The 23,152-nt window shown below is 33.7% G+C and carries 29 protein-coding genes and 1 riboswitch; of the genes, 25 read left to right on the top strand and 4 right to left on the bottom strand.

Translation table 11 applies throughout. The features are described from left to right. The first annotated feature begins 3 nt into the window (after positions 1–3). The 21 genes from sigF to D2K40_RS01055 all read left to right on the top strand — a co-directional run bounded on the left by sigF (position 4) and on the right by D2K40_RS01055 (position 17,627). Positions 4–753 carry an RNA polymerase sporulation sigma factor SigF gene (gene sigF, locus D2K40_RS00955; RefSeq protein ID WP_188618772.1) on the top strand — a complete coding sequence of 250 codons (750 nt, stop codon included), beginning with the start codon at positions 4–6 and terminating at the stop codon, positions 751–753. A 130-nt stretch (positions 754–883) separates the two neighbouring features. Then, positions 884–1,498 carry a stage V sporulation protein AA gene (locus D2K40_RS00960; RefSeq protein WP_117152038.1) on the top strand — a complete coding sequence of 205 codons (615 nt, stop codon included), beginning with the start codon at positions 884–886 and terminating at the stop codon, positions 1,496–1,498. Continuing rightward, positions 1,488–1,907 carry a stage V sporulation protein AB gene (locus tag D2K40_RS00965; protein WP_117152040.1) on the top strand — a complete coding sequence of 140 codons (420 nt, stop codon included), beginning with the start codon at positions 1,488–1,490 and terminating at the stop codon, positions 1,905–1,907. The genes D2K40_RS00960 and D2K40_RS00965 overlap by 11 nt, the downstream gene beginning before the upstream one ends. Positions 1,908–1,950: 43 nt before the next feature. After that, positions 1,951–2,523, top strand: coding sequence for a stage V sporulation protein SpoVABEA (spoVAEA, locus tag D2K40_RS00970; protein ID WP_117152042.1), 573 nt, complete (start codon positions 1,951–1,953; stop codon positions 2,521–2,523). Between the two features lie 19 nt (positions 2,524–2,542). Next, the gene (locus D2K40_RS00975; RefSeq protein ID WP_117152432.1) at positions 2,543–3,982 is read left to right on the top strand and encodes a spore germination protein; all 1,440 of its coding nucleotides are present in this window, start codon (positions 2,543–2,545) and stop codon (positions 3,980–3,982) included. Positions 3,983–4,190: 208 nt separating this feature from the next. Then, positions 4,191–5,489, top strand: a complete 1,299-nt coding sequence (lysA, locus tag D2K40_RS00980; protein WP_117152044.1) for a diaminopimelate decarboxylase — start codon at positions 4,191–4,193, stop codon at positions 5,487–5,489. 15 nt (positions 5,490–5,504) lie between these two features. Continuing rightward, positions 5,505–5,942 carry a peptidylprolyl isomerase gene (locus tag D2K40_RS00985; protein ID WP_117152046.1) on the top strand — a complete coding sequence of 146 codons (438 nt, stop codon included), beginning with the start codon at positions 5,505–5,507 and terminating at the stop codon, positions 5,940–5,942. A 231-nt stretch (positions 5,943–6,173) separates the two neighbouring features. Next, a complete protein-coding gene (locus D2K40_RS00990) occupies positions 6,174–6,530 on the top strand; it encodes a GNAT family N-acetyltransferase (protein WP_117152048.1) in 357 nt (118 codons plus the stop codon). Between the two features lie 140 nt (positions 6,531–6,670). Then, entirely contained in the window at positions 6,671–7,408 is a 738-nt protein-coding gene (locus tag D2K40_RS00995; protein WP_117152050.1) for a segregation/condensation protein A, read from the top strand. After that, positions 7,405–8,010, top strand: a complete 606-nt coding sequence (gene scpB, locus D2K40_RS01000) for an SMC-Scp complex subunit ScpB (protein WP_117152052.1) — start codon at positions 7,405–7,407, stop codon at positions 8,008–8,010. Before D2K40_RS00995 ends, scpB begins: the two co-directional genes overlap by 4 nt. Positions 8,011–8,087: 77 nt before the next feature. Next, entirely contained in the window at positions 8,088–8,948 is an 861-nt protein-coding gene (locus D2K40_RS01005; RefSeq protein ID WP_117152054.1) for a superoxide dismutase, read from the top strand. A 94-nt stretch (positions 8,949–9,042) separates the two neighbouring features. Continuing rightward, entirely contained in the window at positions 9,043–9,945 is a 903-nt protein-coding gene (locus D2K40_RS01010; protein ID WP_373285532.1) for a D-alanyl-D-alanine carboxypeptidase family protein, read from the top strand. Further along, the gene (locus tag D2K40_RS01015; RefSeq protein WP_117152058.1) at positions 9,946–10,536 is read left to right on the top strand and encodes a nucleoside recognition domain-containing protein; all 591 of its coding nucleotides are present in this window, start codon (positions 9,946–9,948) and stop codon (positions 10,534–10,536) included. It begins immediately after the preceding gene. Next, a complete protein-coding gene (locus D2K40_RS01020; protein ID WP_117152060.1) occupies positions 10,533–11,066 on the top strand; it encodes a spore maturation protein in 534 nt (177 codons plus the stop codon). The genes D2K40_RS01015 and D2K40_RS01020 overlap by 4 nt, the downstream gene beginning before the upstream one ends. A gap of 101 nt (positions 11,067–11,167) precedes the next feature. Beyond that, the gene (locus tag D2K40_RS01025) at positions 11,168–11,902 is read left to right on the top strand and encodes a pseudouridine synthase (RefSeq protein ID WP_117152062.1); all 735 of its coding nucleotides are present in this window, start codon (positions 11,168–11,170) and stop codon (positions 11,900–11,902) included. A gap of 236 nt (positions 11,903–12,138) precedes the next feature. Next, positions 12,139–12,855 carry a response regulator transcription factor gene (locus D2K40_RS01030; RefSeq protein ID WP_117152064.1) on the top strand — a complete coding sequence of 239 codons (717 nt, stop codon included), beginning with the start codon at positions 12,139–12,141 and terminating at the stop codon, positions 12,853–12,855. After that, positions 12,855–14,615 (top strand): ATP-binding protein, encoded by a 1,761-nt coding sequence (locus D2K40_RS01035; protein WP_117152066.1) that lies wholly within the window; start codon positions 12,855–12,857, stop codon positions 14,613–14,615. Before D2K40_RS01030 ends, D2K40_RS01035 begins: the two co-directional genes overlap by 1 nt. Continuing rightward, a riboswitch (cobalamin riboswitch) is annotated at positions 14,613–14,796 on the top strand. Its footprint overlaps the gene before it by 3 nt. Before the next feature lie 114 nt (positions 14,797–14,910). Further along, entirely contained in the window at positions 14,911–15,306 is a 396-nt protein-coding gene (locus tag D2K40_RS01040; RefSeq protein WP_117152068.1) for a DUF4430 domain-containing protein, read from the top strand. A gap of 3 nt (positions 15,307–15,309) precedes the next feature. Continuing rightward, complete coding sequence (locus D2K40_RS01045; protein WP_117152071.1) at positions 15,310–15,810, top strand: ECF transporter S component; 501 nt, start codon at positions 15,310–15,312, stop codon at positions 15,808–15,810. Positions 15,811–15,879: 69 nt separating this feature from the next. Continuing rightward, on the top strand, positions 15,880–16,410 hold the full coding sequence (locus tag D2K40_RS01050; protein ID WP_117152073.1) for a sigma-70 family RNA polymerase sigma factor: 531 nt from the start codon (positions 15,880–15,882) through the stop codon (positions 16,408–16,410). 2 nt (positions 16,411–16,412) lie between these two features. Continuing rightward, on the top strand, positions 16,413–17,627 hold the full coding sequence (locus D2K40_RS01055; RefSeq protein WP_117152075.1) for a hypothetical protein: 1,215 nt from the start codon (positions 16,413–16,415) through the stop codon (positions 17,625–17,627). A 173-nt stretch (positions 17,628–17,800) separates the two neighbouring features. Here D2K40_RS01055 and D2K40_RS01060 read toward each other — a convergent pair whose 3' ends face one another. Further along, positions 17,801–18,052: a ferredoxin gene (locus D2K40_RS01060; protein ID WP_117152077.1), complete on the bottom strand. Its 252-nt coding sequence runs from the start codon at positions 18,050–18,052 to the stop codon at positions 17,801–17,803. 142 nt (positions 18,053–18,194) lie between these two features. Here D2K40_RS01060 and D2K40_RS01065 point away from each other — a divergent pair, with 142 nt between their 5' ends. Genes D2K40_RS01065 through D2K40_RS01080 form a run of 4 tightly spaced genes read left to right on the top strand, consistent with a single transcriptional unit; the run spans position 18,195 to position 21,983 of the window. Then, on the top strand, positions 18,195–19,259 hold the full coding sequence (locus D2K40_RS01065; protein WP_117152079.1) for a YpbB family protein: 1,065 nt from the start codon (positions 18,195–18,197) through the stop codon (positions 19,257–19,259). 4 nt (positions 19,260–19,263) lie between these two features. Further along, positions 19,264–20,805 carry a RecQ family ATP-dependent DNA helicase gene (locus D2K40_RS01070; protein WP_117152081.1) on the top strand — a complete coding sequence of 514 codons (1,542 nt, stop codon included), beginning with the start codon at positions 19,264–19,266 and terminating at the stop codon, positions 20,803–20,805. Further along, the gene (locus tag D2K40_RS01075) at positions 20,795–21,373 is read left to right on the top strand and encodes a CPBP family intramembrane glutamic endopeptidase (RefSeq protein WP_117152083.1); all 579 of its coding nucleotides are present in this window, start codon (positions 20,795–20,797) and stop codon (positions 21,371–21,373) included. Before D2K40_RS01070 ends, D2K40_RS01075 begins: the two co-directional genes overlap by 11 nt. Position 21,374: 1 nt before the next feature. Next, complete coding sequence (locus D2K40_RS01080) at positions 21,375–21,983, top strand: LysM peptidoglycan-binding domain-containing protein (RefSeq protein ID WP_117152085.1); 609 nt, start codon at positions 21,375–21,377, stop codon at positions 21,981–21,983. A gap of 39 nt (positions 21,984–22,022) precedes the next feature. Here D2K40_RS01080 and D2K40_RS01085 read toward each other — a convergent pair whose 3' ends face one another. The 3 genes from D2K40_RS01085 to D2K40_RS01095 are packed head-to-tail and all read right to left on the bottom strand — an operon-like array spanning position 22,023 to position 23,098. Continuing rightward, positions 22,023–22,592: a manganese catalase family protein gene (locus tag D2K40_RS01085; RefSeq protein ID WP_117152087.1), complete on the bottom strand. Its 570-nt coding sequence runs from the start codon at positions 22,590–22,592 to the stop codon at positions 22,023–22,025. 15 nt (positions 22,593–22,607) lie between these two features. Then, on the bottom strand, positions 22,608–22,877 hold the full coding sequence (locus D2K40_RS01090) for a spore coat protein CotJB (RefSeq protein WP_117152089.1): 270 nt from the start codon (positions 22,875–22,877) through the stop codon (positions 22,608–22,610). After that, positions 22,874–23,098, bottom strand: a complete 225-nt coding sequence (locus tag D2K40_RS01095) for a spore coat associated protein CotJA (RefSeq protein WP_117152091.1) — start codon at positions 23,096–23,098, stop codon at positions 22,874–22,876. The genes D2K40_RS01090 and D2K40_RS01095 overlap by 4 nt, the downstream gene beginning before the upstream one ends. Between the last annotated feature and the right edge of the window lie 54 nt (positions 23,099–23,152).

Genomic DNA, 23,152 nt, shown 5'->3' on the forward strand with positions numbered 1-23,152 from the left:
GAAATGGAATTAAATAAAACTCAAAATGTTAAACAGTTGCGTGATGAAGAGGTAAAAAAATATCTTCGTCAAAGCCAAGCAGGAGACCAATACGCTAAAGATATATTAGTTGAACGAAATGTACGATTGGTATGGTCTGTAGTTCAAAGGTTTATGAACCGTGGATATGATCCCGATGATTTGTTTCAAATAGGTTGTATTGGCCTGTTAAAATCAATTGATAAATTTGATCTATCATATGATGTTAAATTTTCAACTTATGCAGTTCCTATGATTATTGGTGAAATACAACGCTTTATTAGAGATGATGGTAGTGTAAAAGTGAGTCGTTCATTAAAGGAAACCGGAAACAAAATAAGACGAAAAAAAGATGAATTAACCAAATCTTTTGGGAGATCACCAACAATTTCTGAAATTGCAGATGCGCTAGATATATCAACAGAAGATGTTGTGCATGCACAAGAGGCTGCAAGAATACCGCATTCTATTCATGAAACAGTTTATGAAAATGATGGAGACCCTATTACCTTGCTTGATCAGATGTCCGATCAAGATACAAAGTGGTTTGATAAAATTGCATTACAAGAAGTAATTTGTGAACTTGATGAACGAGAGCGTTTAATTGTTTATTTACGCTATTATCAAGATCGAACACAATCAGAAGTGGCTGAAAGGCTAGGTATTTCCCAAGTCCAAGTATCACGTTTAGAAAAAAAGATATTAGAATGGTTAAAAGATCAAATCGGCATTTAAAGCCTATAGATTCAGAGTTGATAAAAAAAGCGCCTTAATAGGGCGCTTTTTTTATGTGCAAACTAAATCAAATGCATGAATTATACGTTTTTGTTCCATACTAAATCCGAAGCTTTTAGGAGGGTGCGTTATGGATACAATTGTATATTTACGTATGAAAAAAAACATTAATATTGAATCAGAAGTAAATATAAAGCTAGAAGATATTTCCTACATATCCGGAGAACCTTCTCTTGTGTCCAATCTGAAGTCAATCACAATACACAAACCGTCTAAACAAGATCAGCAAATTTTTGTGATTGAGGCATTTTCAGTAATTCAAAAATTGCAACAACTTTTACCACACGTTAATTTTCAACTTTTAGGCCCAAACCAAACACTTATACATATCATTAAAAAGAACAAAAAAGCTAAAATTCCATTTGTATTAGTCATTTGGATATTGCTATTTGTTGGTTCTGCTATGACAATTATGAATTTTCATTTTGATGTTAGTATGCAGGCAGTGCAGCAACGTTTACATTATTTATTTACTGGAGAAGAGCAAAAACGACCACTATGGATGCAAATCCCATATTCCATTGGACTCGGTTTAGGGATGATTTTATTTTTTAATCATCTTTTTAAGAAAAAGTTTAATGAAGAACCTAGCCCTTTGGAAATAGAAATGTTTAAATACCAACAAAATATTGATCAATATGTTAATCATTATGAAAATAATTTGAATAACCCAGATGATAAATAATCTTATTGATAGCTTTATCGGGTTTGCGTCGGGTTTATTTGTTGGTACAGGCTTTGTAGCATTTCTTACAGTATTGGGTATTATTCCACGATTAGTACAATTAACTAAAACGGATTCCTACCTTCAAGTTTATGAGATAGCTGTTATTGTTGGTGTGTTATTTGGGACGTATCTATCATTCAGTTCTTATTCTTTTCAATTAATCACGATAATTGTTGTAGTTTGGGGCTTATTCCATGGTGTTTTTATAGGAATGTTGGCAGCGGCTTTAACGGAAGTGCTGAATGTATTTCCCATTTTAGCAAAGAGAATTAGAGTTGATCATCAAATCATCTGGTTAATGATGGCAATTGTGTTCGGAAAAATACTTGGGTCATTATTTCAATGGATAATATTAATTCCAAAATAGGTGAAACATATTAAATACAAGGGATGATTGAGATGAAGTTTCTATGACTACGAAACAAGTAATTGTTATTACAGATGGAGATGAATATGCACGAAATACAATTGATTACTTAGCAAAATTAATTGGTGGAACGGCTCTTGTTCAATTTGCTGACAATCCAACTACTTCATCTGCAAGTGATGTGATAAAAGCTATCCAACAAGCCAATGAAAATCCAGTATATGTCTTAATAGATGATGCTGGTGTCTCTGGTATAGGATTAGGTGAAGAAGTTCTACTAGCTTTAGAAAGCGATCCAGGTATTACAATCATTGGAGCTGTTGCTGTAGCTGCACACACCAAAAATTTAGAATGGTCTCGCGTTTCATTTTCAATTGATCAAGAAGGAAACGTAATCGGTAATGGAGTAGACAAAGAGGGGATTGCAATTCCTGAAATTGGTCGTATTAATGGAGATACTGTCTATTTATTAGATCAGCTTGATCTCCCTGTTGTAATTGCAATTGGAGACATTGGCAAAATGAATGGTCATGACGACATTTCAAAAGGCTCTCCTATTACACGAAAAGCAATTGAATTAATTTTAGAAAGAGAGGGAATTAGAGGTGAAAAATAAACCAGAAAATAAACCAATAATGACTGACATAAATGATGTTCAAACTTATATGGAAAAAAAGGTCGGCGTTGGTACTTCTTTTGATGTTGGTTTTCGAGAGATCATCTTATTAAAGCAAAAAGTACAGTTATATTATTTAACTGGTTTATGTGATACTGCTATTATTGTAGAATTACTAAAAAAGCTTACTGCAATTAACGATGAAGAATCTAATAAAACTGAACTTCCAGCTATCATTAAAAACCGATTAGTCCATCAACAAGTAGAAAAGGTTGACAAGTTTAACGATGCAATTACCCAATTGTTGTCGGGGCTAATTGTGATCTTTATTGATGGACAAGAGCTTGCTTATGTTGTTGATGTTAGAAGTTATCCAGGAAGAAGCCCTAAAGAACCAGATACAGAAAAAGTAGTTAGAGGTGCTCGTGATGGTTATACAGAAAATATTATTGAGAATACAGGTTTAACCAGAAGAAGAGTGCGTGATGAACGTTTACGGAATGAAATTATTCAAGTAGGACAACGATCTAAAACAGATATTTGTATTTCATATATACAAGATATTGCTGATGATGGATTAATTAAAACAATCAAAAAAGAATTGAAAAAAATTGACATTGATGGTTTGGCCATGGCTGATAAAACGATAGAAGAATATCTGGTTAAACAAGGGGTTAATCCTTTTCCTTTAGTACGGTATACGGAACGACCAGATGTTGCCGCTGTCCATTTATTTGAGGGTCACGTGTTAATAATGGTTGATACTTCACCGAGTATGATTATTACGCCTACAACTTTTTTTCATCATGTTCAACATGCTGAAGAATATCGGCAGTCACCAACCGTCGGGACGTTTATACGCTGGATTCGTTTCGTTGGAATCTTAGCCTCTATTTTTTTACTCCCATTCTGGTTTATTCTTGCAGTTGAACCACGTTTGCTTCCGGAAGCACTACAATTTATAGGGCCAAACGAGGTAGGAAATATACCACTTATCGTACAATTGATTCTGGCTGATGTTGGTATTGAATTCTTGCGGATGGCAGCAATTCATACTCCTACTCCTCTCTCAACTGCAATGGGTCTAATTGCGGCGGTTTTAATTGGTCAAATTGCTATAGATGTAGGACTATTTAGTGCAGAAGTTATTCTATATGTAGCAATAAGTGCAATTGGATCATTTGCTACACCAAGTTATGAATTAAGTGTGGCGAATAAAATAAGTCGAGTCTTTTTATTAATTGCAGCAGCTATTTTTGGCGTGAAAGGACTATTGATTAGTTTCTCATTGTATATCATTCTCTTAGCTCGAACAAAATCATTAAACACACCATACCTATGGCCATTCCTACCATTTAATGGTAAAGCCTTATTGCAAATATTATTTCGATTTAGTGTTCCTATGTCGAAACAACGTCCGAGTATTGTTCATCCAAAAAACAATTATAAACAATCTTAGTATAAAAAGTTGAATACTAATTAGACTTATGGTAAATTAACGATATTAAAAAGAAAAAAAGCGTCGGGAATCTGTATAAATCCCTTCCAGTATATGTTTGGGTTGCTTCAGCTCACCTTATACCGTGGCAAGGGATTTTTTCTTGTATTATTAGATAAGTGACATGAAAAGCATACATTTTTTCTCGGTTTTTGTGGAGGTGTGTTGGATGCATGAGCTCATGAATACAAACGATCAAGGTCATTTAACAATTGGAGGACTGGATACAACATATTTAGCAAAAAAGTATGGTACACCTCTTTTTGTGTATGATGTAAATAAAATTAGAGAAAATGCACGTGCTTTTGTTGATACATTTGAGCATTATGGAGTAAAGGCACAGGTAGCATATGCAAGTAAGGCGTTTTCTTCCATTGCGATGCTTCAAGTAGCAAAGCAAGAGAAGCTAAGTTTAGATGTCGTCTCACAAGGAGAATTATATACAGCTTTACAAGCTGATTTTCCGGTTGAAAAAATTCATCTGCATGGAAACAACAAAAATGTGGCAGAATTAGAGATGGCTGTTAAGTATAATATTGGGTGTGTTGTTATTGATAATTTTCATGAGATTGAGTTACTAAAAGATATCCTAGCAAACTATCAGACAGAAATGGATGTGCTCTTGCGGGTCACACCAGGTATTGAAGCACATACACATGATTATATCCTAACAGGGAATGAAGATTCTAAGTTTGGTTTTGATTTAGCTAATGGTCAAGCTGAAGAGGCATTTCAACGATTGCAGGAAATTGACACAATTCATGTTAAAGGGCTACACTGTCATATAGGATCACAAATATTTGAAACAGATGGTTTTATAATGGCTGTTAGAAGACTATTTGATGCTTTAGCAGGTTGGAAAAAAACTTACCATTATGTTCCTCAAGTTTTAAATTTAGGTGGCGGATTTGGCATACGGTACACTGATGAAGATCAACCACTTGCATTAGATGGATATGTAGAAGCGCTTGTGACGGAAATCAAACTGCAGGTGGATCAACTTGAAATGGACTTCCCAGAAATTTGGATAGAGCCAGGTCGAGCGATTGTTGGTAACACAGCTGTAACCCTTTATACAATTGGTTCTAAAAAAGCAATTCCAGGTGTTCGTGACTACATTGCTGTGGATGGTGGGATGACTGATAATATTCGTCCAGCACTTTATCAAGCAAAATATGAGGCTGTAGTAGCTAATAAAGTAAATATGCCTCCATCAACAACAGCTTCAATTGCTGGAAAGTGTTGTGAATCAGGTGATATGTTAATCTGGGATGTCCCATTGCCAAGCGTTGAGCCAGGTGATATATTGGCTGTATTCAGTACAGGAGCATATGGATACTCAATGTCAAGCCATTATAATAGGTTTCCAAAGGCTGCTGTTGTTTTTGTAGAAGACATGCAGGATAAAATCGTTATACAACGCGAGACATATCAAGATGTAGTAAAAAATGATTTATCTTACGAATAAATAGGAGGAATAAAAATGAAATTAGCAACAATTGAGTTTGAAAATGGTGAAATGATTAAGATCGAAATGTTTGAGGATGCTGCACCAAATACAGTAGCAAATTTTGAGAAATTAGCAAATAGTGATTTTTACAATGGTGTAGCCTTCCACCGCGTTATCCCAGGTTTTGTTGCACAAGGTGGCGATCCAACTGGAACAGGTGCTGGTGGACCAGGCTATTCAATTAAATGTGAGACAGAAGGTAATCCGCACAAACATGTAGCTGGATCACTTTCGATGGCACATGCTGGAAAAGATACAGGAGGAAGTCAATTCTTTTTAGTTCATGAGCCTCAACCACATTTAGATGGTGTCCATACAGTATTTGGACAAGTTATTGAGGGCATGGACGTTGTGTTGCGTATTAAACAAGGTGACGTAATGGAGAAAGTTACAGTTACAGAACAAGAGTAAGTCTTTGGACTTGCTTTTTTTCTGTTTAATTTAATAATTTTTTACGAACTAAACATGACATTCTCCTCAAAAAGTAGTATGATTCAATATGTAGAATCATATTTTTTCGTTAATTATTCATTGTAAAAAGTTATTAATTTATAATTTAAAAGTACTAAGAACTTTAGGGAACGATAACGGTAATAATTTCGTTATACTAAATAAGCTGTTCTTATGTAATGAGGTGTAATTATGTTAATTCGTTATAAAAAATCATTAGAAAAGATTGCAATGGGGCTTCTTTCGTTTATGCCTGAAGAAAAAGATGTGAAGAAATTACAGCAAACGATAAAAGACTACGAAAGTAATCAGAATTGGCTTTTATATCTATGGAAAGAAGAAGATATTCTTGGAGCTGTGGGCATATATTTAGATAATGAATCAGAAAAAGTCACTATTCAACATATAACAGTTAATCCATCCTATCGTGATGCAGGGATTGGGAAAAGAATGGTGCAAGGAATCAAAGAATTGTATGGTGATAAATATCAAGTTTGTGCTAATGATCTAACAGAAGACTTTTTAACTAAATGTGAAGATGAATGCTGATAAGAAACCAGATCTTTTAAGATTGGTTTCTTGTTTGCTATTAGGTAACAATGTAGTTTATATGCGTTTGTTCAAGAAGTCACTAATTTACATTGTTACAATTGGTAAATTTTGAATGCGCACTAAAAGGGGAACGTTTTATGTATGAAACCTATCAAGTTAAATTAGACGCTTTTGAAGGACCTTTAGATTTACTTTTACATTTAATTAATCAATATGAAATTGATATATATGATATTCCGGTATCAGAAATAACAGAGCAATACATGCATTACATACATACAATGCAACAATTAGAATTAAATGTTGCTAGTGAATACTTAGTTATGGCCGCAACACTATTGGCGATAAAAAGCTCTCTTCTATTACCAAATCAAGAATTAGATATAGAAGAGGAGTATGAAGAAGACCCACGTGAAGAGTTAATGAGACGTTTAATAGAATACCGGAAATATAAAGAAGCCGCTCAACAGTTGCAAGAGAAAGAATCAGATGCAAGCTATAGCTTCACTAGAGCTGCACAAGCATTTTCGTTTGATAAAACAGATAAACCTGTAACTAAAGGAGAAGTTTCCATCTATGATATGCTTTCTGCAATGCAAAAAGTTTTTGAACGAAAGAAATGGAGCCGACCTTTAGAGACAACTGTTCAACGAACTGAAATACCAGTTAAACAACGAATGGAAGATGTTTTAACACAATTACGGCATAACAAATATGGTATCTCATTTGATGAATTATTTGACTATCCATCACGGTCATATATTGTTGTAACATTTATAGCTATATTAGAATTGATGAAAAATAATCAAGTTTACTGTACACAAGAGCATCATTTGGATACATTGATTATTTATAACATGGAGGACAATACGTGAATACAAATAAGTATAAATCTATTTTAGAAGGACTTTTGTTTGCTGCTGGAGACGAAGGATTAAATAAAAAGCAAATAAGATCAGTATTAGAGATTGATACAGAAATGGTTGAACATCTAATTGACGAATTAAAATATGATTATGAACACATGGACAGAGGGATTATGCTGGTAGAATCAAAAAATGGGTTTCATTTAGCCACTAAACCAGAACATACTGTTTATTATCGGAAATTAATGGAGTCGCCACATATTTCAAAGCTATCTCAAGCAGCTCTCGAAACACTCGCCATTATAGCATACAATCAACCTGTTACAAGAATGGAAATTGAAGAAATTCGTGGAGTGAAAAGTGATAGACCAGTCCAAACGCTTTTATCTCGGGCATTAATTGAAGAGGTCGGCAGAAAAGATGGTGTCGGACGTCCGACTATGTTTGGCACGTCAGTCGATTTTTTAACATATTTTGGCTTGAAATCAATTGATGAGCTCCCACCCTTAACAGAAGATATTAACGAGGTTGATGTTAGTGAGGAAGCTGATTTATTTTTTAGGAATTTTGATACGGAATTAAACCAAGTAAATGATGATCAAAAACAGTAGTACTAGTACATACTAGTTCTGCTGTTTTTTTTGCACAAAATGAAAAAGAATCCATAGTCTATAGCTGAGGTGATTATATGGATGAAAAACTACACGCCTATTTGCGTGAACTATTAGAATGGACAAATGCAGTAGAAACCAGTTTTGAGACAGCAGATAGAACGATCGGGGAAACAGAAGATTGGGAAAATTGGAAGGAAGAAATTAAAGATATGATGTACAAAGAGAATCCTTCTCATGAAGAAGTACAACAATTAGAGCAAAAGGGAGAAATTTTCCACACACGACTAGAGCAAAATACAAGTAATGAAAGTGTAGCAGTTGGACAACATCAGTTGCCACCATTGCCTTATGCTTATAATGCATTGGAACCTTATATTTCAGAACAAATTATGCGTTTACATCATGATAGCCATCATCAATCATATGTAAATGGTTTAAATAAAGCAGAAGTTAATTTATATCAATCCAAACCTAATACACCACTTTGGAAGCATTGGTTTAGAGAACAGGCGTTTCATGGATCTGGTCACTATTTACACACAATCTTTTGGTTTAATATGAAGCCAAATGGAGGTGGAGAACCTCCTAAAAAAACGGATATCGCAAAGCAGATAACTAATGATTTTGGTTCATTTTCAGCTTTTAAAGAGATTTTCAGAAAGGGAGCAGAATCTGTAGAAGGTGTTGGTTGGACCATGTTAGTATGGTCTCCCCGTGCAGGTCGTCTGGCCATACAAACGCTAGAAAAGCATCAAGATTTCTCTCTTGGTGATACAATTCCATTACTTGTACTTGATGTGTGGGAACATGCTTATTATTTACAATATAATAATGACCGAAAAGAATATATAAAACAGTGGTGGAATGTAATAAACTGGGAGGATGTTAATAATAGATTTCAAACCGCTAAACAAGTAAAATGGTCTCTATTTTAAATAATTAAAACAAAATATATCGGTTACTGTTTCAATCATATGCCCGTCCTTTTTGCATAGAATGTTATAGAAGTATGTAGAGAGGATGCAGAACATGAAACCAACGCTAGTATTTTTAATCGTTTCCTTATGTCTAATGGCTATTTTTCCACAAACAATCGAGGCAAAACCTCTAGTAGCAGCTAGAAACGCAGTTTTATTGAATCAATCCAATGGAGAAGTTTTATATGCCAAATCTGCGAATGATCCACAATTAATTGCTAGTATTACTAAAATAATGACAGCAATACTAGCAATTGAATCAGGTAAAATGGAGGAGACAGTGACAATTAGTCACCAAGCCTCATACACAGAAGGATCATCAATTTATTTACAAGAAGGAGAAAAGATTAAATTAAAAGATCTTGTATATGGATTAATGTTGCGATCAGGTAATGATGCAGCCACAGCAATTGCAGAATTTGTTGGAGGAAGTGTAGAAGGTTTTGCTTTTCTAATGAATGAAAAAGCAGCTTGGTTAGGAATGACTGATTCACATTTTGACAACCCACATGGGCTAGATTCAGATACTCACTATTCCACTGCATATGATATGGCGACATTGACTAGACATGCAATGAATAATGATGAATTTGTTGCCATTACTGGTGCAAAGTCTTATCATTCAGAACAACGCACTTATGCATGGGGAAATAAAAACAAGCTTTTAACTAGTTATTATCCTTATACAATTGGAGGGAAAACCGGATACACAAAAGCTGCAGGAAGAACCCTTGTTTCAATTGCGGAAAAAGAAGGTGTTATGCTTATTGCCGTTACATTAAATGATCCAAATGATTGGCAAGATCATATACGTTTATTTGATTGGGGTTTTAAGCAATATGATCATGCCTCAACAGTAGCAAATGAAAAAAAAGTAGTGAAACAAAATCAAAAAGAAAATAGTCTCATTAGCACAGTTATTACTTTTTTCAATAAATTGATAGGTGTTATTTAAATGGTCAATTATATCTGGGCAGGAATGGCGATAACTGGAGTCATTTACGCAATGATAAACGGTACAATGGACCAAGTGAATAAAGCGATATTCTCGAGCGCCTCAGATGCTGTTACATTATCAATTGGATTAATAAGTGTGCTAGTTTTCTGGCTAGGTTTAATGCGTGTTGCAGAGAAAGCAAATATTTTAAGTGGATTATCAAAGGTGTGTAAGCCATTTATCTCAAAGTTATTCCCGGACATACCCAAAGACCACCCTGCAATGGGTTATATCCTTTCTAATTTTATTGCTAATCTATTTGGGCTCGGAAATGCTGCTACCCCAATGGGAATTAAAGCAATGAAAGAAATGAAAAGTTTGTCAAATTCAGATGTTGCAAGCCGTTCCATGATAACATTCTTAGTGATTAATACCTCAAGTTTAACCCTAGTGCCAACAACCGTTATTGCAATTAGAATGCAATATAACTCACAAGCTCCTACAGAAATTGTTGCTACAACAATAATAGCAACCTTTATTACAACCATAACCGCAATTCTTATTGATCGGTTATTTTATTGGAGAAGGGTGCGGAATCACAAAAAATGAATATAATTACGATAATTAGTACATGGATTATACCTTGCATGGTAATGCTAGTTTTAGTCACTGCTACATTAAAACGGCTCCCAACATATGAATTGTTTGTGGAGGGTGGAAAAGAAGGAGTTAAAATGGCAGTTTCCTTACTTCCTTTTTTATTAGGGATGATCGTATCAATCGCAATATTTCGAAGTTCAGGTGCTTTAGATGCACTTATTGGGTTATTACAACCAGTATTAGCTACAGTGGGGATTCCGAGTGACATTGCACCATTAGCTTTTACAAGACCAATATCTGGTACAGCTGCGTTAGCGATAACGGCAGAGTTAATTAAGGTTCATGGACCAGAATCTTTCATTGGCCGTCTCGCTTCTACAATGCAAGGAAGTACAGATACAACTTTTTATATAATAACTGTATACTTCGGTGCAGTAGGAATTCATAAAATGGGAGATGCATTAAAAGTTGGACTATTAGCAGATATTATTGGTATAATAACATCAATTATAGTAGTATCTATTGTATTTTTACAATGAAGCGTTAACTAATGTTAACGCTATTGTTTTGTTTCGAAATTTCTGGCAAAATAAACGTAATACTGTTTATAATAAAAATCGAATGAAATTATGGTGATAAAATGTCTAATAATGAAGAACGTTTACAAAAAGTAATTGCACAAAGTGGTGTAACATCAAGAAGAAAAGCTGAAAAACTTATCGAGGATGGTAAAGTTAAAGTCAATGGCAAGACTGTTAAAACATTAGGTACGAAAGTTACACAAGACGATAAAGTTGAAGTAGATGGCCTGCCACTTGAAAAGGAACAGCCAGTTTATTATGTTTTGTACAAACCAAGAGGAGTTATTTCTAGCCTTAAAGATGATAAAGGGCGAAAAGTAATCACGGATCTTATGCATGGATTAAAAGAACGTGTCTATCCTGTGGGAAGATTAGATTACGATACTTCAGGTATAATGTTATTAACTAATGATGGAGACTTCGCACAAATGCTGATGCATCCTAGTCATGAAGTTGACAAAGTTTATGTCGCGAAAATAGAAGGGATTCCATCTAAAGAAGCTGTTAAGGCTTTAAGAAAAGGTGTTAAATCTGAAGGTGAAGAATTAAAAGCTGTTCATGTTAAAATATTATCAACAGATGAGCAAAAGAAGACAACTATTATGCAAATAGTCTTACATCAAGGAAAAAATCGTCAAGTAAGAAGAATGTTTGAAGCTGTTAATCATCCAGTTATGAAATTAAAAAGAGAGCAATACGGCCTTCTTACACTTCAAGGAATGCAGCCTGGCGACTATCGCGAATTAACTCCACATGAAGTGAAACAGTTACGCAATCAGTCAAAACGAACATAATAGAGTTGAATAAAATATAAAGTTTTTAGGGTGTAGACTTAAATCGTCTTGTCGGGCAATACTTGTATGAACATTGGTGCGCCAATGTTACAATTAATGATAGAATGCTACAATACATCTGTATGATGCAAAAAATGTAGAAGAATGGATTGAGCAGACGAACCTTCGTTGTAATTTACTACTAAGAGAGAAGCGTTATTTTTGGGGATGAGTGTGGATAGAAAGGGGTATTTGGGATGGATGAAAATAATAATATACTCATAGTGGAAGATGAAGATAGAATTAGAAGATTGCTACGTATGTATTTAGAACGAGAAGGATACAGTGTTGAAGAAGCTGAAGACGGTGAAATCGGCTTAGAACTTGCATTGAAGAATGACTTTACTTTAATTATTCTTGATCTAATGCTACCTGGTGAAAATGGAATAGAAGTTTGCAGAAAGATTCGGGAAGAAAAGGCAACACCAATTATCATGCTAACCGCAAAAGGGGAAGAGGCAAATCGTGTGGAAGGATTCGAAGTGGGCACTGATGATTATATAGTAAAGCCATTTAGTCCACGTGAAGTCGTACTTCGAGTGAAGGCGTTATTGAGAAGGTCTTCTACTATTCCTGTACCTACTGCTGAAAGTAAAACAAAAGATGTACTAGAATTCGCACATATCCTAATTGATAACGATGCCCATCGTGTATTAGCAGATGGTGTTGAAGTAGGATTGACACCAAAAGAATACGAACTATTACATTTTTTGGCGAGTGCTCCTGATAAAGTGTTTGATCGTGAACGATTATTAAAGGAAGTCTGGAAGTATGAATTTTTTGGAGATCTACGTACTGTTGACACACATGTAAAACGATTGCGTGAAAAATTAAATAAGGTTTCTAAAGATGCAGCAAAAATGATCGTAACAGTTTGGGGAGTAGGCTACAAGTTTGAAGTAGCAGAAGAATAATGTTTTTTTGGAGAAGTGTAGTTGGGAAACTTTGGTTTACATTTTTACTAGTAATTTTTATTGTTTTGGCTATTATTAGTTTTTTTCTACTAGAGTTCTTTGAGCAATACCATACTGATCAAGCACAACACAAGCTATTAGAAACAGGAAAGCAAGTTTCTACATTGTTGGTCGATTATCAAGATCGTGATCTTGTTGAAGACATAGCAGAAACTATTAAAGATTCTTCAAGTCGCATTTTTATTCTATATCATGAACAAAACAGTAGCTGGATTTCTGATAGTAGCGATGAGTCTCTGCCAACTATTTCTCAAGAATGGCTTTTAGAAAATGACGATTTTTCTTCTTTCTGGGATGAACAAATAGATGAAATAGAGCAAACAAGTATTGTGAATGGCAAGCAGTTACTGATTAGTGGATTAAGAACGAACAATAATGCAGGGACTATTTTTGTTTACCAATCATCAAATATTGTTTCAGCTACTTCGGATCAAACCACACGTATTATTCTGTTAGCAGCAGCAATAGCAATTGTCTTAATGACAATTTTTGCATTTTTTCTATCTACACGAATTACTGCACCATTAATTAAAATGCGTGAAGGTGCACTTGAATTAGCCAAAGGTGAGTTTAGAACGAAAATACCTATCTTAACTCATGATGAAATTGGTGAATTGTCCATGGCGTTTAACCGAATGGGAAGACAGTTACATTACAATATTGATGCATTACGTCAAGAAAAAGAGCAATTATATAGCATTTTACATTCAATGGCAGACGGTGTTATCACAATAAATAGGGAAGGTTCTGTTGTTGTATCTAATCCACCTATTGAAAATTTTTTACAGAATTGGCGTTATCAATTAAACATGGACGATGAAGCTGCCTTACCTGATGAAATGATGTCATTAATGGACGAAGTTATTACAGAAGAGTCGGAATTACTACGTGAAGTAACTATCCAGGGACGTAACTGGGTTATGATTATGTCACCATTGTATGATCAGACCAATGTCCGTGGAGTTGTAGCTGTAATCCGAGACATGACAGAAGAGCGCAAAATGGACAAGTTACGTGAAGAGTTTATAGCTAATGTTTCACACGAGTTACGAACACCTATATCTCTTTTGCAGGGGTATAGTGAAGCAATAGTTGATGATATCGCTGAATCGAATGAAGAAAAGAATGAGTTAGCCCAAATTATTCATGATGAATCGTTACGTATGGGTAGGTTAGTTAATGAATTACTAGACCTTGCTAGAATTAAAGCGGGACACATTCAATTGAAAAAAGAAAATATTCAGGTCGAATTATTTCTTGATCGGATCATTCGTAAGTTTCAAGGCTTAGCAACTAAAAAAGATATTAAATTAAACCAAAATAATGATAATAAAACATTATCATTATTTATTGATCCAGACCGAATGGAACAAGTGTTTACTAATTTAATTGACAATGCTATTCAGCACACACAGGAACATGGTCACATCTTGGTTTCTGCTAAAGACGAAAGGGATTATATACAATTTTCAATTGCCGACAATGGTTCAGGAATTGAAGAAGATGACTTGCCATTTGTGTTTGAAAGATTCTATAAGGCTGACAAGTCTAGAAAACGTCAAGCTGGCAAAAAAGGTACAGGTCTGGGTTTGGCTATTGCCAAAAATATTGTTGAAGCACACAAAGGATTTATTACGGTACAAAGTAAGAAAAATGAGGGTACCAGCTTTACCTTTAGAATTCCGAAAAATATTAAGTGAATAAATAGTTTGATTGGTGTAAGCACTACAACAGGGAATCTGGTGGAAAACCAGAACTGTCCTCGCAACTGTAAATACAAACGAAATGAACATATCCACTATATAATAATTTTTTATATGGGAAGGGTTCAGATTAGGTGAATGTATAAGTCAGTAGACCTACCAATTAATCTAGTTAATCAAACCTTCGAGGATTGAGCGTTTGATTTGACCTTATTTAATTGTGGTTATTAGGATAACGTTTAAACCTCCATAGGTAAATTATTTTAAAATAAAAATTATGGAGGAATAAAGTATGAAAAAACAAATTATTTTACTTTTTACATTATTAATCAGTCTCACAATTCTATTTGGATGTGCTGAACCGGAACCAAATGATTCTACTTCAGAAAGTAATAGCGATGATACTGTAACAATCACTATTTCAAAGGATAACGGAGCAGAAGTGATTTCAACAAAATCTGTTGGAATTGAGCAAGATGACGTACTATTAGATGTTTTAAGAGAGAATTTTGAAGTTGAAGTTACTAGTGCTGGATTTGTAACATCAATTGAGGGCATTTCACAGGATGATGATCAACAACTTTATTGGTTATATGAGGTGAATGGAGAATCTCCAAATGTTGGTGCTGGTGAATACAATTTGTCACCAGATGATGTTGTCGTATTTGATTTACATGGTATGGATTAGTAAATGAGGATTCAAAAAACTTATAAAATTACATTAATAGCCATGTTAGCGGCCTTAAGTGTTGTAGGAAGAGTCTCATTTCAGTTTCTTCCTAATATTCAACCAGTTACAACGATAATAATCATATCCGGTTTTTTCTTAGGAATAATTCCCGCAATTTTGTTAGCCGTGTTATCAACATATCTATCAAATTTATTCTTGGGTATGGGAATTTGGACAGTTTGGCAAATAATTGCTTGGGCATTGATTGGGATGGGAAGTGGCTTACTAGGGAAATTTTCAGTTAAATACCCAACTTTCCTATTAACTGCTTTTGGGCTTTTTGCTGGTTTTTTTTATGGAGCTGTTTTTGCTCTTACAAACTATTTTATATCTGGAAAATTTTTAGGATATTACCTTGCGGGTCTGCCTTTTGATTTTTATCATGCGATTGGAAATTCTTTTTTTGTAGTACTATTATACAAACCTCTAGCTTTGATTTTCAAGAAATACCTACATAAATAAATATTATAAGTATTGTAACTTTCATGTGCTGGTGTGCGACTAATTATGTATGGACGGGAGGTCTTATAGTTGAAGGCCACGTTTGAAATATTTTATGAAAAATATCATCAAGATTTATTTCAATATATTTTTTATATGGTTAAGGATAAAACACTAACAGAAGATATTATTCAAGAAGTTTATATTAAAGTTCTTAGGGCACATGATTCTTTCCGAGGGGAGAGCAGTGAAAAGACATGGCTTTTTTCAATAGCTAGACATACTACAATGGATTATTTTCGTAAACAACAACGTAAACGACAACAAATTGTAGATTTTTTTAACTGGGATAAAAGTGATCCCCAATTAAAAGATGAAGCTTCTTTACCTGAAGAAGTTGTTATCTTAGATGATGAAATGCAAACTATATACAAACAACTAGATCAGTGTAGTACAGATCAAAAAAATGTAATTATCTTAAGATATATACAATCATTTTCTATCCAAGAAACAGCTGAAATTATGAATTGTTCAACAAGTAAAGTAAAAACTACACAACATCGTGCACTTAAAAAGTTACAAGAATTAATGCGTGCTTCCAACATAGAAAGGGGGGAATAGTCATGAAACATAATAGAACCTCTGAAAATAACCTTGAACAGAAGTTGAAAAACATGCCTAAAATAAATGATAGTCAATCTAAAGATGTCTTATTTAACAAAATACAAGAAGAATTAACTTCCGAAAAAAAACAAAAACGTTATTTACCATGGCTCATTCCTTCTTGTGTAGCACTTGTAGCGAGTGCATTAATTTTCATTTTTGTTCAAAGTTCAATTACCAGCCCTTTCGAAACGGCTAATGAAAAAATTAGTGATAGTGATAGAATGACATCTTCTTCTGACGAATATCGGTATTCATTAACTGAAAGTGAAGAATTAACATTAGATTCAAGTGATGATGGTGCAGACATAGATGGTGGCGAAGAGAGTACCATTATGCAAGATGCGGTTGAGAATATAGACAGTATGGTTTTCTATCAACAATATGAACAAGAAGAATTATTCACCATTGCAGTAGCTGGTCAATATAACCAATATGCTATTCCTATTACACTTGTTGATGCATCTTCTACTGGAGATCCTATTGATTATTATAATCGAATTGATACATTTGTAGACGAGGAAGCTTTAGGTGTTGCAACATTTCCCTTTAAAAATATTAAGTTTGAATTCACTAATAATAATCAACAAATTTACATGAAATTCCCTGAAGGTTACCAGTTTCCTGATGGAGAAAGTAACGCATATATGTTTCAGCAGATAGTAAATCTAATGTTCAGCTCATATGGTATTGATGAATTAATTATCCAATCAGATTCTGGTGAACAAGTAGATTTAGGGATATTTGGTACAAAAGAAACATTTCCTTTACAAGAAATTAAAAATCAAGTTTATAAAATTTATCAATTAGAAGATAAACAAAGGTTACTTGTTCCTACTAGTAACAATCAGGTAGATACTATTGATGAAGCATTCAAAAACATGCAAATTAATGAAGAAGATTTTAATGTAAAGGCACCTATCCCTTTAAATACCAGTTTTGAAATTATAGAGAAAGGGACAGAACAATTTACAATTGCTTTCTCTGAATTCGAGCAATTTGGTAATAATCAAACTACAGCAAACATGATTGAAGCTGTTTTAATGACAGCTAAAAGTTTCGGTTATCAAACAGTTGAATTTATTATTCCGATTGATAACAAGATGGTCGGGGACTATGCAATTCAAGAAAGTATACCTGTCCCAGATGGTGTCAACCCAAAAATATTGCATTAATTTAAAGTAGGAGTTCCTTCAAATCTTACGACGTAGTTTAAATAATATACGCACTAGTAAGTCTTGATTTCTTACTCGCTACCAAATATTAAAAAGTACAATGACTGTTAAAAAATAGCTCATAATAAAAGGAAGTGACCAATTGACTGGTCACTTCACTTTTATGTATTGTTTTACTTTTCGAATTTTAATGGGTCTTCATCAAAAGACTCAGAAGCGATTTTGATTGAATCAGTTGGACAACCTTCGCGTGCATCTAACATATCTTCTTCCAATATTTCTGGTATTTTAACAGTACCTGTATTATCATCTAAGAGAACAAAAGCAATCCCCTCATCATCATAATCATATATATCAGGAGCTGCTGCTCCACATGCGCCACATGCAATACACGTTTCTTTATCTACAATTGTATAATGCGCCATGTCTATTCACCTCTTTAATACAGTAAAACTATTTTCCAATGTATCTTATTTTACATGTAATCTATTTATTTTGCAATAATCGACAAATAAGTTAAGTGAAGATAAGATATTAGTAGTGATCAAAGTCGAAAGGAAGTAAAAAATGATACTTGATTATATCATACTGCAATGTATTAAAAAGATAAAAAGTGAGCGCAGTACTGCTTCTATATTTCATTTACTTTCTGGTAAACGATCTGCACAGACATTGCAAGATGCAAATATGTATGAACTAACAGCATATTTCGGTATTTATAAAGGGATGCATAGAAGTCTCTTTCAACAACAAATATATGAATTACAAAAAAAGAAGTACATTACACTAGACTCACAAGATAATGCGCATATTACAGGGGATGGAGATGCATTTTTAAAAAAAGAAGAATACAATCACCTAATAAAAGATTTAAACGGAATGGAATATACCCGTAACAGTGATTTACTTTGGTTACGTCTACAACTGTGGATACAAACCTATACAAATATAGCGCATAACAATTATTTTTTTGTTGCAATTACCGACAACAAAGAAGTGCAATCGTGGGTCAAACAACATTATTCCAAGTATAATGTATATATTAAAGAGTGGTTAACAGGTGTCTATCAAGAGCTGGAATATTTTTTGAAACAAATTGATTCGTTGCTAGCCGACCTATTTGTGGAGCGTTTATCAGGTTATAAAAAAATAGGTCTAACAAAAGATCAACTTGCAAAGAAATACTATGTAAAGGAAACTGATATTCACATCTATCAAACAATTGTTATTCATAAATTGATAGTTCACATTGAAAGCAATTATAATAATTTAAAATACATTCAATGTTTTTATACTGACATTAATTCCGCAGAAAAATTTATGACTGATTCAGCGAAGAAAACAAATAGATGGTTAAATAAAGGTTTTGATTTGAATCATATCGCTAAAATTAGAAATCTGAAAATAAGTACAATACAAGACCACGTTATAGAAATTGCATTCACAGATTCTGACTTTGTTATAACTCAATTTGTTGAACAGAAAACGATAGATACAATTATTACAGCAGTAAAACAGTTGGATACAACCAAATTAAAGCAGATTAAAAACTATTTAGAAGGCAGATACAGTTATTTCGAAATTCGTTTAGTATTAGCTTATTCAAAAACGAAAGCTATTGGAGGTGAATAATACGATGGAAGACTTAGAAACACTTTTATACAGATATTTTGGATTTAACTCTTTTAGAACAGGACAAAAAGAAATTATTGAGGATGTTTTAGCTGGTCATAATGTTTTAGGTGTATTACCCACAGGTTCAGGGAAATCCCTTTGTTATCAAGTTCCAGCTATAACATTAGGTGGCGCAGTTGTTGTTGTATCACCGTTACTATCTCTTATGTCTGATCAAGTTAAACAATTAAAAGCTAGAGGATTTAAAGATGTTGTAGCAATTAATAGCTTTGTTGACTATAAGGAAAGACATATTTTATTTGAACAGTTAGAGACTTATAAATTAATTTATGTTTCTCCTGAGATGTTACAGAATGAACAGTTAATTAAACGGCTAAAACTAATGTCCATTTCATTATTTGTTATAGATGAAGCGCATTGTATTTCTCAATGGGGACATGAATTTAGACCAGATTATCTCAAATTAAACACAATTATTCAAGCGTTAAAGTACCCACCTATATTAGCTTTAAGCGCCACAGCAACACCAGAAGTACAAGCAGATATAATCACGCAATTAGACGAGTTGCCTTTTAACAAACACGTCTATCCCATGGACCGAACTAATATTGCCTTTTCCGTTCAAAACTGTCAATCAAAACAAGATAAAATCAACTATTTAGAAGAAGTACTGACAACTTTCCCAGTACCAGCAATGATTTATTTTTCTAGTAAAAAAGAGGCAGAGCTTGTTGCTCGTATCTTGGATGAAAAACTTAGAAATTTACGTGTTTCTTTTTATCACGGAGGGATGGATCCACTTGATCGTACATTGATTCAACAGCAATTCATGAAAGACCAACTTGATGTCATTTGTTGTACAAGTGCATTTGGAATGGGAATAGATAAACCAAATGTACGGTTAGTTGTACACTACCATATCCCAACTCAGATTGAATCCTTTATACAGGAAGTAGGACGTGCTGGAAGGGATGGATTATCTAGTGTGAGTCTAGTTTTATATGCTCCATTTGATGATCTTTTACCAAAACGTTTAATAGAGTCAGAATTACCAAAGGAAGAGCAGATTACATCAATTGTAAATGCATTGGAGCAAGTTGCTACCTCTGATCAAACACAGGCACTTAATAGTCATACTTTAATAATGGAACGATTTGAAATAAATGAAGTACAGTGGCGATTTTTACAGTTTCAATTTGAAAAACATGATATGATTAAAAAAAATCAATTTATGCCGATATATAATAAAAGGATAGAAGTGATTGAATCAATCAAACAAAAAATAGAAGAGCGAAATCATTATAAAATGAAAAAACTACAAGAGATACTTGCCTGGGTTAGTGGGACATCTTGTCGAAGAGAGCAGTTATTTCATTCTTTCCAAACGACAATTAAAACACCTGATTTTCTTTGTTGTGATCTTTGTGATTTTAGTTTTCAAAAATGGGAACCTTTAATAAAATCATCACAAACCGAAACTACTAGTTGGGAACTTGAGTTGGCAGCACTATTTTTACAACAAGGGGCAGAAAATGAAACATAGTCAAGCAGAATTAATTGCAAAGATGACAGATGAACAATTAAGGGTTCAGGTATATCTTACACAAGGAATACTATTACTTATTAGTTGTGCATTAGGGTGGTTTTTGTATGATACATTTGAGTATTTTATTAATTTATTCAAATGGAACATATCTGAAATATTCTTAATCGGTGTATTACCGGGATTTCTTGTTGTAGCAGTTGATATTAGCATGTATCAATTTGTTCCTAAGAAATACTGGGATGATGGCGGAATAAATGAAAAAATATTTAGAAGCAGTACAGTTTTTCAAATTTTCCTATTAACAGTTGTTGTTGCTATTTCTGAAGAGATATTATTTAGGGGAGTATTACAACCAACTATTGGGTACATCACAACTAGTTTGTTTTTTGCTATAATTCATATTCGATATTTATTTAAACCAGTTTTATTTATTGGAGTAGTTGCTCTAAGTTTCTATATCGGATGGTTATTTGAGTTAACTAACAATTTATTAGTGACTATTACTACACACTTCATTATTGATTTTGGTCTAGCATTATACATCAGGTTTTTAGGGGGAAAATAGATTGAAGTACAACTTTGAAGATCAGGCAACAAGTCTTAGAGATCAAATGGAACAAATACAACAACAATCAACTAAAGCTCAAGATTACCAGGATGAAGCGATTTCTGAAAAATCAATCGACCATATATCAGTGACAGATGTTGATATTTTGAATTTACCACCACGGAGCAATGTGCATGATGATAAAAAGAAGAAAACAAAATGGAAAATTAGTTTTCTATTTATTCGATTTTTACTAGTATTATTCCTGATCATTGTTGCACTTATTCTAACTTATAATAAGTGGGGAGATGAATTATTACATTCTGCCGAAAAAAACAGTGAATATGCACATCCAGCAGGTGAGAAAGTAAGTATTGTTCCAGTTCATATGCGTTTTTCTGATGAGATCACAATACAAGTTCAAATTGATAACGTAACTACAGACCTAACAGGGAAGTATTATACCGTAAGAGAAGGAGATACTTTAGCCTCAATTGCAGAAGTCTATTATGGTTCAACTTATTTGACCACATATTTGCGTGATATTAATAAACTAGAAACAATTAAGTTGTATGAAGATCAACAAATTTTCTTACCAAATCGAAAAAAGCAAAACGACATAGATTAACATTGTCGTTTTGCTTTTTTTAATTTGGTTAACAGTAAGTTAATAAAATTGTTTTTTGCCCCTATCGTCTATTAATATTTGTGCCGCTTCACGAAAACGTTGAGAGTGAACAACTTCACGTTCCCGCAAAAACTTTAGACTATCGTTTATTTCCGGATCATCTGATATATTAATTAACCATTGATACGTAGCTCGAGCTTTTTCTTCAGCTGCGATGTCTTCATATATATCTGCAATCGGATCACCTTTTGCTTGGATATAAGTTGCAGTAAATGGAGCCCCAGCCGCGTTATGATAGAATAGTGCATTATCATGGTTAGCATAGTGGGGTGCTAAGCCTGCTTTTTTCATTTCTTCTGGTGTTGCATCTTTTGTTAATTTATAGATCATTGTTGCAATCATTTCTAAATGAGCAAATTCTTCTGTACCGATATCATTTAATAGACCAACAACTTTATTAGGGATAGTATAGCGTTGATTTAAGTAACGAAGTGCGGCAGCTAACTCACCATCTGCACCACCATATTGCTCAATTAAATATTTTGCTAAACGAGGATTACAATCACGAACACGGACAGGATATTGTAATTTTTTCTCATAATACCACAAATTAGGTTTCCTCCTTTACACTTGCCATGGCCATGGTGGGTTATCCCAGTTCCATGAGTATCCAGAATAACTTTTTCCAAAATGCATAAGTGGACCAAACTTTTTTTCAAATTGTTTCTTTAATTTTCTACTTTCATAAGAACATTGATTAAACTGTTGGATGGCTTCCGTGTCATTTGGATGCGTGTTTAGGTATAAATTTAGTTCAACTAAAACAAAATCAATTGCTTGAATTTCTTCAAGCAGATCATAGTACTCCTGGGGTACTTGTTTTGGTGTACTCAAGCTTCTTCCCTCCCTTTCTTAGGTGGGTATGGATCAAATAATGCAGGCCAAAGTGTGCCACTAAAAAGTGCTTCTCTTGCAGTAGAAAATTGTTCTAAATTAGGTGGTTGAAACCCCATAAATAAATGTGGTGGAGTGGAATAACTTTTACGCACAATTGGTGGACAAGGATCAAGTGGGCTGATATAGGGATAGTAATATCTAGTGTTTGATTGATTCACATAGAAACCTCCTTATTTAAAATTATCAATATACTTGATTCTATGGCATATAAG

Source organism: Paraliobacillus quinghaiensis, from assembly GCF_003426025.1.
Classification (GTDB): domain Bacteria; phylum Bacillota; class Bacilli; order Bacillales; family Amphibacillaceae; genus Paraliobacillus_A; species Paraliobacillus_A quinghaiensis.